Origin of the sequence: Corallococcus sp. CA053C, assembly GCF_003611675.1 — a bacterium.
Taxonomy (GTDB): Bacteria; Myxococcota; Myxococcia; order Myxococcales; family Myxococcaceae; genus Corallococcus.
Map to the genome: position 1 here is coordinate 1 of NZ_RAWA01000294.1, position 12,582 is coordinate 12,582.

General features: G+C 68.9%; 11 protein-coding genes. 7 read left to right on the forward strand and 4 right to left on the reverse strand.

Going from position 1 to position 12,582, the window contains the following annotated elements:
- Positions 1 to 289: 289 nt before the first annotated feature.
- The gene (gene metK / locus D7V97_RS30245) at positions 290 to 1,483 is read right to left on the reverse strand and encodes a methionine adenosyltransferase (protein ID WP_120614106.1); all 1,194 of its coding nucleotides are present in this window, start codon (positions 1,481 to 1,483) and stop codon (positions 290 to 292) included.
- A gap of 232 nt (positions 1,484 to 1,715) precedes the next feature.
- On the opposite strand from metK, the gene D7V97_RS30250 reads away from it, so the two are divergent.
- The 7 genes from D7V97_RS30250 to D7V97_RS30280 all read left to right on the forward strand — a co-directional run bounded on the left by D7V97_RS30250 (position 1,716) and on the right by D7V97_RS30280 (position 9,732).
- A complete protein-coding gene (locus D7V97_RS30250) occupies positions 1,716 to 2,315 on the forward strand; it encodes an ABC transporter substrate-binding protein (protein WP_120614107.1) in 600 nt (199 codons plus the stop codon).
- A 116-nt stretch (positions 2,316 to 2,431) separates the two neighbouring features.
- Positions 2,432 to 4,588 carry a site-specific recombinase gene (locus tag D7V97_RS30255; RefSeq protein WP_120614108.1) on the forward strand — a complete coding sequence of 719 codons (2,157 nt, stop codon included), beginning with the start codon at positions 2,432 to 2,434 and terminating at the stop codon, positions 4,586 to 4,588.
- A 125-nt stretch (positions 4,589 to 4,713) separates the two neighbouring features.
- Positions 4,714 to 7,365, forward strand: coding sequence for an RND family transporter (locus tag D7V97_RS30260; protein ID WP_120614109.1), 2,652 nt, complete (start codon positions 4,714 to 4,716; stop codon positions 7,363 to 7,365).
- Between the two features lie 115 nt (positions 7,366 to 7,480).
- Positions 7,481 to 8,086: an MXAN_6521/LA_1396 family lipoprotein gene (locus D7V97_RS30265; protein ID WP_120614110.1), complete on the forward strand. Its 606-nt coding sequence runs from the start codon at positions 7,481 to 7,483 to the stop codon at positions 8,084 to 8,086.
- A gap of 14 nt (positions 8,087 to 8,100) precedes the next feature.
- Positions 8,101 to 8,619 carry an MgtC/SapB family protein gene (locus tag D7V97_RS30270; protein WP_120614111.1) on the forward strand — a complete coding sequence of 173 codons (519 nt, stop codon included), beginning with the start codon at positions 8,101 to 8,103 and terminating at the stop codon, positions 8,617 to 8,619.
- Positions 8,620 to 8,663: 44 nt separating this feature from the next.
- Entirely contained in the window at positions 8,664 to 9,287 is a 624-nt protein-coding gene (locus tag D7V97_RS30275; protein ID WP_233583319.1) for a DUF4329 domain-containing protein, read from the forward strand.
- Positions 9,288 to 9,327: 40 nt separating this feature from the next.
- Positions 9,328 to 9,732: a hypothetical protein gene (locus D7V97_RS30280; RefSeq protein WP_120614112.1), complete on the forward strand. Its 405-nt coding sequence runs from the start codon at positions 9,328 to 9,330 to the stop codon at positions 9,730 to 9,732.
- Positions 9,733 to 9,789: 57 nt separating this feature from the next.
- Here D7V97_RS30280 and D7V97_RS30285 read toward each other — a convergent pair whose 3' ends face one another.
- The 3 genes from D7V97_RS30285 to D7V97_RS30295 form a co-directional block, all read right to left on the reverse strand.
- Positions 9,790 to 10,131: a hypothetical protein gene (locus tag D7V97_RS30285; protein ID WP_120614113.1), complete on the reverse strand. Its 342-nt coding sequence runs from the start codon at positions 10,129 to 10,131 to the stop codon at positions 9,790 to 9,792.
- A 117-nt stretch (positions 10,132 to 10,248) separates the two neighbouring features.
- On the reverse strand, positions 10,249 to 12,060 hold the full coding sequence (gene ptsP / locus D7V97_RS30290) for a phosphoenolpyruvate--protein phosphotransferase (RefSeq protein ID WP_120614114.1): 1,812 nt from the start codon (positions 12,058 to 12,060) through the stop codon (positions 10,249 to 10,251).
- 46 nt (positions 12,061 to 12,106) lie between these two features.
- Complete coding sequence (locus D7V97_RS30295; protein WP_120614115.1) at positions 12,107 to 12,385, reverse strand: HPr family phosphocarrier protein; 279 nt, start codon at positions 12,383 to 12,385, stop codon at positions 12,107 to 12,109.
- Positions 12,386 to 12,582: the final 197 nt, after the last annotated feature.

The window sequence follows — 12,582 nt, forward strand, 5'->3', positions numbered from 1 at the left end:
TCCATGTCCAGCGGCCCCAGCCCCCGGAGGCCCGTGGGCACCACCACCGCCACCACGTCGTGCCCCCGGGCGCGCAGCGACCACGTGAAGTCGTGCGCCACGGCGGGGGCCACGGTGAGCAGCACGATGCGCCAGCCAGACGCGGCACCCGGAGTCGGCATGCCCGTGTCCTAACAGGCCATACCCGGTGTGCGCCCGGACTCTGACGTCCGGCGAAAATGAAAACGCGCCCGCCCCGGGGAGGGACGAGCGCGTGGGGTTCAGGCGGAGCGCGCCGGAACCGGGTGCGTCAGACCGCCTTGAGGCGGGGGGTGCGCGTCTTGGTGCTGCCAGCGGCGGCAGCGGCCTCGCGGAGCACGTCCTTCTTGTCCGTGCGCTCCCAGGTGAACTCCTTGTCCGGGCGGCCGAAGTGACCGTACGCGGCGGTCTTCTGGTAGATGGGCCGCAGCAGGTCCAGGTGCTCGGTGATCTCGCGGGGACGCAGACCGAACGTCTGGCGCACCGCGCGCGCGATGTGCTCCTCGGGCACGGTGGACGTGCCGAAGGTCTCCACCATCACGCTGACGGGCTCCGCCACGCCGATGGCGTAGGACACCTGCACCTCGCAGCGGGTCGCGAGGCCCGCGGCGACGACGTTCTTGGCGATGTAGCGGCCCATGTACGCGGCCGAGCGGTCCACCTTGGACGGGTCCTTGCCGCTGAACGCACCGCCACCGTGACGGCCCATGCCGCCGTAGGTGTCGACGATGATCTTCCGACCCGTGACGCCCGAGTCGCCCATGGGGCCGCCGATGACGAAGCGACCCGTGGGGTTGATGAAGAACTTCGTCTTGTTGTCGATGAGCTTCTTCGGGAGGACCTTGAGGATGACGTCCTCGCGGATGGCCTCCTGGATCTTCTTGTTGGAGATCTCATCCGCGTGCTGCGTGGACACCACCACCGCGTCGATGCGGACCGGGCGGCCGTCCTTGTACTCCACCGTGACCTGGCTCTTGCCGTCCGGGCGGATCCACGGGTGGTTCTTGCGGCGCACCTCCGCCAGACGGCGGGTCAGCGCGTGCGCGTAGTGGATGGGCGCGGGCATCAGCTCCGGCGTCTCGTCGCACGCGAAGCCGAACATCATGCCCTGGTCGCCGGCGCCCTGGTCCTTCTTGTTGTCCACGCCCCGGGCGATGTCCTGGCTCTGGCCTTCGATGGCCACCATGACGCCGCAGGTGTTGCCGTCGTAGCCCATGGAGCTATCGGTGTAGCCGATGCGCGTGATGGTCGACCGGACGATCTTCGGGATGTCCACGTAACAGTTCGTCGTCACCTCGCCCGCGACGATGGCGAGGCCCGTCTTGACGAGCGTCTCCACGGCGACGCGCGCCTGCGGATCCTTGGCGATGATGGCATCCAGCACACCGTCGGAGATCTGATCGGCGATCTTGTCCGGGTGGCCTTCGGTGACGGATTCAGACGTGAACAGGAAGTCGGTAGGCATGTCTTCTCGAGCTTGCGCAAATCCAGTGACGCAGCGCAGGGGGCGGACAGTAAACGTGCAGTCGCAACGGAGTCAAACCTCCAGACAGGCCCGTTTATTCGTCGTCTCCCCGCGAAAGCGGCCCCACACGACGCACGAGGTGGGCCTGCCTGCCGGATGAATTTTGTGCGTCGTGGGGCGTTCCCCTGGGCTAACAGGACTCGCGCCCTTCTTCAGGAGGCCACCCACCCATATGAACGTCAACGCCCGCATCCGCACCCTTCCCTTCCTGGTCGCCCTCACCCTCGCCGTGCCTGCGTTCGCCGCGCCGAAGGCCGCCAACGACACCATCACCAAGCCGGTGAAGACCGTGGTGCAGTCGGTGCGCTACGAGAAGGACCTCAAGGCCCTGGAGAACCTGGGCGGCGAGCAGCAGGGACTCTTCCTGCTCGGCGACGAGTGGACCAAGGCCACGGACGCCCAGCGCAAGGAGTTCATCCAGCTGTTCCACAGCCTCTTCGCGAAGATGGCCTTCCCCAAGGTGCGCGAGAACTTCAAGAACCTGGACTCCATCACCTACGACGAGCCGCAGGTGACGGGCGACAAGGCGCTCGTGGGCTCCACCATCTTCATCAACCACCCGCTGAAGAAGCAGGAGATGAAGCTGAAGTATTCCGTGGAGAAGGTGGGCAGCGCGTGGAAGGTCGTGGACGTGTCCGTCCTCGGGGATTCCATGCTCACCGGCATCCGTGACGACCAGGTGCGTCCGCTCTTCAAGGAGGGCGGATGGGACGGGCTGCTGGGGGCCATGCGGACGAAGAACAACGAACTGGCTTCGGTGAAGCTGAAGTAATCCAGTCGGGGTCGCGTTGAGCAGCCAGGCGATCAGGCCCACGGCCTTCCCCCGGGTTCCGGGGGAGGCTCGGGCCGGGTAGGCTCCGCGTCCCCCTCCCCCCGAGCGCCTGGCGAATGACCGTCTCCTCCCCCGCTCAGCAGAGCCTGGCCCGCAGCGCGCCGTCCGCGCGCGAGGTGGATGCGTTCTGCGTGCAGCACGCGCCCCGGGCTCCGGGCCACCCCGCGGTGCGGGACCTGTTCCGTCTGCTCTCCGAGGTCCCCGAGGACGGCCTGGACGCGCGCCTCGCGTGGGTGGAGCGCTGGATGCACTGGATGCGCGAGCGCATCCCCGCCCAGGGCTTGACGGACGGAGAGGACGCCGCGCTGTCCCCCGCGGACTCCCGGCTGTCGCTGCTGGTGCGCGTGCTGGAGGCGGAGGCCCCGCTGCGCATGTCCGTCACCCGGCTGGTGTCCGGGGTGTGTTCGGGCAGCCGGGGGCTGAAGCTCTTCGCCCAGGTGGGCCTGAGCGGCGGCAACGGCTTCTTCTCCGAACTGACGGACCGCTTCGTGCGCGGCGTGCTGCCCGCGCCGCCGGAGCCGGGCAAGCTGTCGGAGCTGCTCCTGCGCCTGTTCCCGGTGCCGGAGGACGCGGAGTGGCTGGCCGCGCTGTCCCCGGCGCTGCTCGCGCGGCTGACGGCGCTCGTCGGGGATCCGCCGCCGCCGGACCCGTCCCCCATCGCGCGCGTGCGCGGCGACCTGATGGACGCGCTGCTGCTCCTGGGCGTGCAGGTGGCGGGCCTGGGGCTGGCGGAAGACGTGCGCGACCGCAGCCCGGAGCTGTCCTTCCGCGCCTCCCCATTCCTCAAGCTGCGGCTGGTGTGTGACGCGGTGCTGGCGCGCGACGGGGCGCAGGACTCGCTGCGCGACCTGGCGCAGGGCGTGTCGGACTGCCGGCAGGTGGTGGCGTCCGTCACGCGGCACCTGGAGCACTCGGGCGTCAGCGTGGACCTGGTGTACCGGCTGGAGCGCATCCGGCGCGGCCTGGACCGGATGGAGGCCATCGCGCGCGTGCTGGGCGCGACCCGGGGCGAGCCGCGCTGGCGCGAGGCGCTGGTGCTGCTGTCGGACCTCTTGCGGCACGCGCACGCGGACCGCTCCGTGCGCGCGCTGGTGCGCCGCAACGCGCGGCTGCTGGCGCGGAAGATCATCGAGCGCACCGGCAACACCGGCGAGCACTACATCACCGCGACGCCGGGCGAGTTCCACCGCATGGTGCACTCGGCCGCGGGCGGCGGGCTGCTCACCGCGTTCACCGCCGCGCTGAAGTTCTTCCTGGGCGGGCTGTCGCTGGCCCCCTTCTTCGCGGGCTTCTTCGCCGCGCTCAACTACGCCGGCAGCTTCGTGGTGATGCAGTTCCTGGGCTTCACGCTGGCCACCAAGCAGCCGTCCATGACGGCCTCCACGCTGGCCGCCGCGGTGGGCGAGGACGCCGGCCCGGGCGACGGCAGCGGGCGCATGGAGCGGCTGGCGGCGTTGGTGCCGCGCATCACCCGCTCGCAGCTGGCCGCGGCCCTGGGCAACCTGGGCTGCGTGCTGCCCACGGCGGTGGCGCTGGCGCTGGGCGTCCAGGTGCTCTTCGGCCACTCGCTGCTGTCGGTGGAGAAGGCCCACCACGTGGTGGAGTCCCTGCACCCCTGGCACAGCGCCACGCTGCTGTGGGCCGCCTTCACCGGCGTGCTCCTCTGGGTGTCCAGCGTGGCCGCGGGCTGGTTCGAGAACTTCGTCGTCTACCGCCGCCTGCCGGAGGCCCTGGCCCACCACCGCGTGCTGCGCATGTTCCTGGGCGAGCACGGCGCGCGCCGCGTGGCGGACGCCCTCATGCACCACGCGGCCGGCGTGGGCGGCAGCGTCACCCTGGGCGTGCTCCTGGCCGTGGCGCCGGGCGTGGGCGGCTTCTTCGGCCTCCCGCTGGACGTGCGGCACGTCACGCTGTCGTTCGGCTCGCTGGCCTTCGCGGGCTGCACGCTGGGCCCCTCCGCGGTGATGACGCCGGACTTCCTGGCGGCCCTCCTGGGGGTGGTCGTCATCGGCATCCTCAACTTCGGCGTGTCCTTCGCCCTGGCCCTGGGCGTGGCCCTGCGCGCCCGGGACGTCCCCGTGCGCGAGGGCCTGCGCTTCCTGGGCGCCGTGGCGGTCCGCTTCCTGCGCCAGCCCGGCCCCTTCCTCATTCCCCCCCGGGAAGAGGGGGTGGCGGTGGAGGCCGTCCCCCTGGTCGTCCCCCCGGGGCACTGAGGGGCGACCGTAAGGCGCGGTTATTCCCGGGAGGAGGGGGGCCCCGCCTCGCGTGCAGGAGGGGCGGTCAGGCGTCCCTGGCGCCGCTTCCTGGCGGGAGGGTTTGTCGATAGGGTCCCGCGCCCATGAGCGGCAATCCCTCCTCGCATCCCCCGCCCCGCTTCGCAGTCGCCTACGCCGAGATGCTGGTCCGGCGTCCTGGCACCGTCATGACCGTGCTGTTGCTGCTGCTCGGTCTGGCCGTGTGGGGCACGTCGAAGCTGACCATCAACTCGAACCAGCTCGACCTCATCTCCCAGGACCTCCAGGAGGTGAAGGACGTCAAGCGCGTCATCGACATGGTGGGCGGCAGCGGCTTCTTCATGGTCGCGCTGCGCGGCGACGACGAGGCCACGCTCAAGCGCGTCGCGGACGACCTGGCCGTGATGGTGGGCCAGGACAAGGAGCACGCGCGCTCGCTCACGTACAAGATCCCCGTCGAGTTCGTGCAGCAGAACATGGTGCTGTTCGTGAAGACGGAGGACCTGGCCGAGGGCAAGCGCCGCATCATGGCGTTCCTCAAGGATCAGATCCGCCGCAGCAACCCGTTCTACATCGAGATCAAGAAGACGGAGCCGGTGAAGCTGGACCTGCAGGACCTGGTCGACAAGTACTCCAGCGTTGGCAACAAGAGCATCGCGGACGACTACTACATCTCCCAGGACCGCAAGCTGCTGCTGCTCCTCATCAAGCCGATGTGGGACACCAACCAGATTGGCCAGACGAAGGACTACGTGGAGAAGCTGCGCAAGGACCTGGCGGCCTACTCCAAGACGAACGCCGCGGGCGTGCAGCTGGTGGAGGACTACTACAAGATGGGCGACAAGAAGACGGTCGCCTACGGCTTCACGGGCTCCTACAAGACAGCGGTGGACGACTCGTACGCCATCGAGGAGTCGCTCCAGCCGGTGACCATCCTGGCGCTGGTCGCCATCTTCGCCATCACCATCGCGTTCTTCCGCAAGTGGGCGCCCACGCTCATCGTGGTGAGCGGCACGGTGGCGGGCACGCTGTACACGCTGGGCTTCACCTACGTGGCGATAGGTGAGCTGAACATGATCACCTCCATCCTGGGCGGCATCCTGATGGGGTTCGGCATCGACTACGGCATCCACTTCATCTTCCGCACGCGCCTGGAGCTGGGCGCGGGCAAGCGCTACGACGTGGCCATCCGCGACGCGGTCATCAACGCGGGCAGGCCGGCGCTGGTGTCCGCGGTGGTGGTGGCGGGCTCGTTCTTCGTGCTGATGGTGAGCGACTTCAAGGGCTTCTCCCAGTTCGGCTTCCTGGCCGGCATGGGCACGCTGGTGCTGGGCATCACGCTGTTCTCCTGGTGCCCGGCGCTGCTGGCGCTGGCGGGCCGCCGGAACCCGGAGCTGCCGCAGAAGTTGATTGGCGTGATGAAGCCGCCGGCGGTGAACAACGCCTCCGGCAACGAGATGCGCATCCCGCGTCCGGGCCTGGTGCTGGCGGTGGGCTGCGTGGTGGTGGCGGTGGTGTGCGGCGCGGCCATCCCGTGGAAGGACGGCGAGCCCCCCGCGGGCGCGGACTTCCTCACGCGCCTGCCGTACGGCGTGCGCTTCAACTACAACACCCGCGCGCTGATGCCGGCCAACCAGCCGTCGGTGGTGCTGCAGGATGAAATCAACCTGCGCTTCAAGATCGCCAGCGACCCGCTCGCCATCTACACCAAGGACCTGGCGGAGACGGAGGCCCTCTACAAGGCGCTGACGGAGGATCCGAAGAAGCGCCCCACCATCTCCCAGGTGATGAGCCTCTTCACCTTCGTGCCGCCGGAAGGCACCGCGCAGGCGAACACCAAGATTCTGGAGGAGTGGCAGGCGGAGCTGAAGGACATCGACGTGGCGTCGCTGCCGCCGGAGACGCAGGACAAGGCGAAGATCTTCCTCAAGATGCTGGAGGCCCGTCCCTTCGACGTGCACCACGTGCCGGAGATCTACGCCACGCAGTTCCGCCACCTGCCCAGCACGAGCCCGGAGAACCACGGCTACCTCACGTTCATCTACCCGAGCGTGGACCTGTGGGACGGCAAGCAGATGCTCCAGTTCGCGGACCAGACGCGCTCCATCAAGGGCATGGTGACGCCGGGCAAGTTCACGGACGGCGGGCCCACGGGCGCGCCGGTGGAGCAGGAGTTCCGCGCCGCGGGCGCCACGCAGCTGTACGCGACGCTGGCGCGCATGGTGCTCAAGGACGCGAAGCTCACCATCATCCTCACCGCGCTGTGGATCCTCGCGATGCACTTCGCGGACTTCCGCAACGCGAAGCTGGCGCTGGCGTCGGTGATTCCGCTGACGGTGGGCCTGGGGATGATGCTGGGCTTCATGGCGCTGTTCGACCTGCGCCTGAACTTCATGAACGTCATCATCCTGCCCATCCTGCTGGGCTTCGGCGTGAGCCACGGCCTGTACCTGCTGCACCGCTTCCTGGAGGGCACGTCCCCGCTGGTGGCGCTGCGCAGCGTGGGCGCGGCGGTGGCGTCCTCCACCCTGACGGCGGTCGCGGGCTTCGCGGCGCTGCTGATAGCCGGCCACAACGGCGTGCGCTCCATGGGCATCGTCGCCTGCATCGGCCTCATCACCACGCTGCTGGTGTCCTTCACGGTGCTGGCGGCGGTGATGCAGCTCATGCACGACAAGCGGCAGCGTGACGCGGCCCGCGCCCAGCAGAACGGTGCGGCGTCCGGCGGCGACGCGTCCTCCACACGCGCGGCCTGACAGCGCGCGCGAACCGCTTAATATCCGCGTCGGACCTCAGGCCCCGCCTTCCCTTCGAGGGGAAGCGCGGGGCTTCTGTTTCCCACTTCTGTTTCTCTCAAGGGAGCTTCAAGCCATGGGGACGTTCAAGCGACTGACGCCGGTGCTGGGCCTGATGATGCTGGCCGGCTGCGCGAGCACGGTGAAGAACCACCGCCTGCGCGCGGACTACGCGACGGTGGACCGGCAGCAGGTGAAGCGGCTGGCGGTGGTGACGCAGCCGTTCCCGCAGGGCCAGCAGTACGTGGGGGACCTGTGGAGCCTCATCGCGCGGCAGTGGCTGAACCAGAACCGGGACTACCTGGTGAAGGCCAACACGTCCCTGCCCGAGCGCCCCACCGACGCGACCTTCAAGGACCAGTGCGTGGAGGGCATCGAGGGCGTGCTGTGGCTGGATCCGCAGGTGAAGCGCGTGGGTGACGGGGCGGAGGTGGCGCTGAAGGCGCAGCTGCTTCGCTGCCGCGACGGCGAGGAGGTGTGGGCCGCGGAGTCCGCGGGGAGCTGGGATTCGGAGGACAAGAAGTACAGCGAGCGCAAGGAGCAGTACGTGAAGGAGCTGGGGCCGGACGTGGAGCCCTACGTCGTCCCTTCGTACAAGCTGCTGGTGGCGACGCTGGACACGTTGCCCAATCCCGAACTGAACGAGGCGGACAAAGACGAGAAGATCGACCTGGGCGAGTAGCGTCACGCCCCAGCGTGGATCCCCTCATCCTCATCGGTCGGTTGGTGTTGGCCACGTTCCTGGGCGGGGTGCTGGGCGTGGAGCGCGAGGCCCGCAGCCAAGCCGCGGGTCTGCGCACGCACACGCTCGTCGCGCTGGGGGCGTGCTGCTTCACGCTCACCAGCGTGTACGCGGAGGAGGTGCTGGGGCCGTCCGCGTCTCCTGGGGCGCGGGCGGACATCAGCCGCATCGCGAGCCAGGTCGTCGTGGGCATCGGCTTCCTGGGCGCGGGCGTCATCATGCGCCATGGCGGCTCCGTGAAGGGGCTCACCACCGCGGCCAACCTCTGGGTGACGGCGGCGGTGGGCCTGGCCTGCGGGCTGGGCCTGTACGTGGCGGCGGGCACCACCGTGGGGCTGGCGCTGCTATCGCTGGTGCTGCTGCGGCCCCTGGCCCGGGTGCTGACGCCCCAGCACGGACGCCACGGAGGCAGGGCGGACGAAAATGGGAAGGACGGGTCCCCCGCGGATGGCGAGGACTCCCGTCCCGAGTGAAGCCGCGTCCGTGGAGTGTCAGACACCGTCGCTAGCGTCCTCGGATGACGATGAAGTCCGGGCGCCTGCTTCCGCGATGCAGCCGCGCGTCGCATACGCGGGCCTTCGCGCCAACGCTCATCCTCCTGCTGACCGGCTGCGCGAGTGGAGGCCCTGCCCGATTCTGGCTCGACGACCAGCGCCGCCTCGTCGTTTCCGGTCCCATGGTGGGCCCCTTCGACAGCTTGATGACCCTGGCGCCCGAACTCTGCACCGTGGTGAAGCAGCTGCCTGGAGCCACGGCGGGAAATACGCGCGAGGGGCAGGAGTACTGCGGGGTCATCTACCAGCGAAACTTCGAGTCGGCGTTCTACGCCAGCTACCCCTCGACACTCAGCCATCCGCTGCCGTTGCCGGGCGGAAGGAAATCCTGCAAGCCGCCGGAGTTCGTCTCGGACCCCGATGCGCGGACGGTCGATATCTACGCGGACTACCACAGCCACCCGGCCATCACCGGGTTCTCTCCCGAGGATCTCCAGGCGCGCAGGCAGCGCTACTACTTCCGGCTGATGTTCAATCCCGTCTGTGAAATCCGCCTCTATGACTTCCAGGGCCGTACCGTCTTCATCCTCGAAGGCGGTCAATTCGTCCCCGTGAAGCGAATCACGGACGACCTGCGTGGTGAGTGACCGTACAGTCCACGGACGAAGCCCCCTGGAGCGAGGACACATGAAGCACATGGGCCTGGCAGTGTTGCTCTTCACGGCGACGGGATGCCTGCACCTGCACCGGCCGGCCCCCGTGGCACCTCCGGAGGTAGCGCAGGGCATCCAATTCCCGGAGTGGAGCAAGGCGGCGTCCACCACTCTGCAGGGGCCACAACTCAAGGCCCTCCAGATCGCGCTGGACGACTTCATGCCCCCGGGACGGAAGGCACCCGGCGACGCGGATCCGATGACCCGCTGCCTGTTCCAGCTCGCGACCTACGACGCCTGGGTCCAGCGCGGCGACAAGATGACCTTCATCCACTTCACGCCGCTGGAAGATGAGCGCTGCGGGCTCAGGTCGGAGGCCATGGATGCCGGTGCGAGCTATGCCGTCAGCGACGACGGGGTCATCCTCAAACGCGAATGAGCCGCAAGGAAGCTCCCGCTTCCCTACGGCCCGGTCCCGACAAGGGCTCCCTGCCCGCTACTCCATGGGCACCAGCGCACCCGTCAGGTCGTGCGTGTAGGCCACCGGGCGCTGGGGCTTGAGGGTGTCGTCCGCGGCTTCCACTGCATCCGGCGCGTCCTCGTCCGCTTCGCCTTCGACCAGCACGGCGCCCGGCAGGTGGGCCAGGTCCCGGCGCAGGTAGACGTCATCCCCGTCCAGGTCCGCGACGTCGGAGAAGCGCACCGGGTATTCCTTCTCGAAGACCCGCCCCTTGCCGATGGTGAAACCCCGGGGATCCACCGCGACGATGCCACCGAGCGCTTCGCCGTCCCGGTCCCGCACCGTCATCCCCCGCTGAACGTCCGTTGGCTTGAACACGCTGCTGCCTCCTGCATCCGTGTCCGGCGAAGGTATGCATCCACGCTGGAAACGGCGACCCCCTCTCCCCCGGAGTCCGGGGGGTTTCGGAGCCTGCTTCGGGGCCTGCTTCGGAGCCTACAGCGACGAGTCGGGATCCACGTCGTGACCGCCTGACAGCAGCGAGCCTTCCGGGCCGCTGAAGCGCCGGTCCATCTCCATGCGCACGTAGCGCTCGATCTCCTCCGCCGTCGTCAGCTCCATGGCGCCCTGGAGCATCTCCATGGCCTCGTGGCGGCTCACCCGTCGCATCAGCCGCTTCACCACCGGAATCTGCCCGGACGTCATCGACAGCTCGTCGAAGCCCATCGCCAGCAGCACCAGCGTGAAGAGCGGATCGCCCGCCATCTCGCCGCACATCGACACGGGGATGTTGGCGGCCTTCGCCGCGCTCACGATGCCCTGGAGCATGCGCAGCACCGACAGGTGCAGCGGCCGGTAGAGGTACGCCACCTCGCGGTTCTGGCGGTCGATGGCCAGCGCGTATTGGATGAGGTCGTTCGTCCCGATGGAGAAGAAGTCCGCCTCCTGCGCGAGCCGGTCCGCGATGGTCGCCGCGCTCGGCGTCTCCACCATGATGCCCACCGGGAAGCGCTTGCCCACCGGCACCCCGGCACGCCCCAGCGCCGTGCGGCACGCCTCCAGCTCGCTCCGGGCCTCACGCAGCTCGCTCACCCCGCAGATGAGGGGGAACATCAGCCGCATGTTGCCGTGCACGCTCGCGCGCAACAGCGCCCTGAGCTGCACCCGGAACAGCTCCCGGTTGGACAGGCAGTAGCGGATGGCCCTCAGCCCCATGGCGGGGTTGGGCTCCTTCTCGTGCTTCGTCTTGCCCGGCACCTTGTCGCCGCCCAGGTCCAGCGTGCGGATGGTGACGGGCCGTCCACCCATCGCCTCCAGCACCTGCTTGTAGGCGCGGTAGTGCTCCTCTTCCGTGGGCGCCGTCTTCCGGTCCAGGAACATGAACTCCGTGCGGTACAGGCCGATGCCCTCCGCGCCGTGCGCCAGCAACGAGGGGATCTCCTCCAGGAACTCCATGTTGCCGTTGAGCCGGATGCGGAAGCCGTCCGTGCTCACCGCCGGCTGCTCCTTCGTCGCGAGCGCCAGCTGCTCGCTCTCCTGGTAGCGCCGCTGCTCTTCGCGGAAGAGCGCGAGCTGGTCCTCCGAAGGGTTCACCAGCACCACGCCGCGCGTGCCGTCCATCGCGACCAGGTCGCCCGGCGAAATCTGTTCGCTCGCGCGACCGGCGCCCACCACCGCGGGCGTCTCGCGCGCGCGGGCGACGATGGCGGTGTGGCTCGTCTGGCCGCCCAGGTCGGTGACGAAGCCCGCGACGCGGCCGCTCCGGGCCATCATCGCCGCGTCCGCCGGCGGCAGGTCGTGCGCCACGACGATGGCCTCCGCGGGGACCTCCACCTCCTCGTCCACCACCTGGCCCATCAGGTTGCGGATGATGCGGTCCGCCACGTAGTCCACGTCCGAGCGGCGCTCGCGGAAGTACTCGTCCGGGATGTTGTCGAACAGGTGCTTGATCTTCCGGGCCGTGCGGCGCACCGCCCACTCCGCGTTGATGCGGTCCTCGACGATGAGGCGGTTGACCTCGTCCACGAGCATGGGGTCGTGGAGCATCAGCCGGTGCGCTTCCAGGATGAGGGCGTGGTCGCTGCCCTCCGTGCGGGTGATTTGATCCTTCAGCTCCGCGAGCTGGCGGTCGGACAGGTCAATCGCGGTCTTCATCCGCATCCGCTCTGGCTCCACCTCGGCGTCGGCCAGGCGGAGCTTGGGGGTGCGGATGCGCTTACGGTCCAGGATGAAGGCATGGCCCACCGCCACGCCCGGCGAGGCGCCGATGCCCGTCAACCTGAGTGTGGGGGTGGCCTGGCTGCTCACGGTTCGTTCCCTGCCCTCGCGGGGAGTCTAACTGCAACGGCACCTGTCATTGCGCCTCGCCAAAGCGATCCGCGATGAGCTTTTTCAATTCGGACAGGCACGCCTCCGCGTCCTCGCCCTTGCAGGTGACGGTCACCTTGACGCCCTGCCCCGCCGCGAGCATCAGCACGCCCATGATGGACTTGGCGTTGGCGCGGTTGCCCTCCGCCGCGATGAAGACCTCGCTCTTGAAGCGGTTGGCCACCTTGACCATCTGCGCCGCGGCCCGGGCATGCAGCCCCAGCGCGTTGACGATCTCGAATGTCCCTTCGGCTTCGCTCGGCATCGCGACTCCTACCTCTGCTGATGTTCGTACACTCAAAGAAAGGCACCCGCCGCGCAGGCCAATCCCGCCGCGACGTAGAGGACCACGTAGGTGGGGACCCGCCGCTCGACGAGCACGTAGGACACCACCCCCACCACCAGGCACCCCGCCGACAGGAACGCCGCCCAGGTGCCGCCCGCCGTCGCCCCGAACCCCAC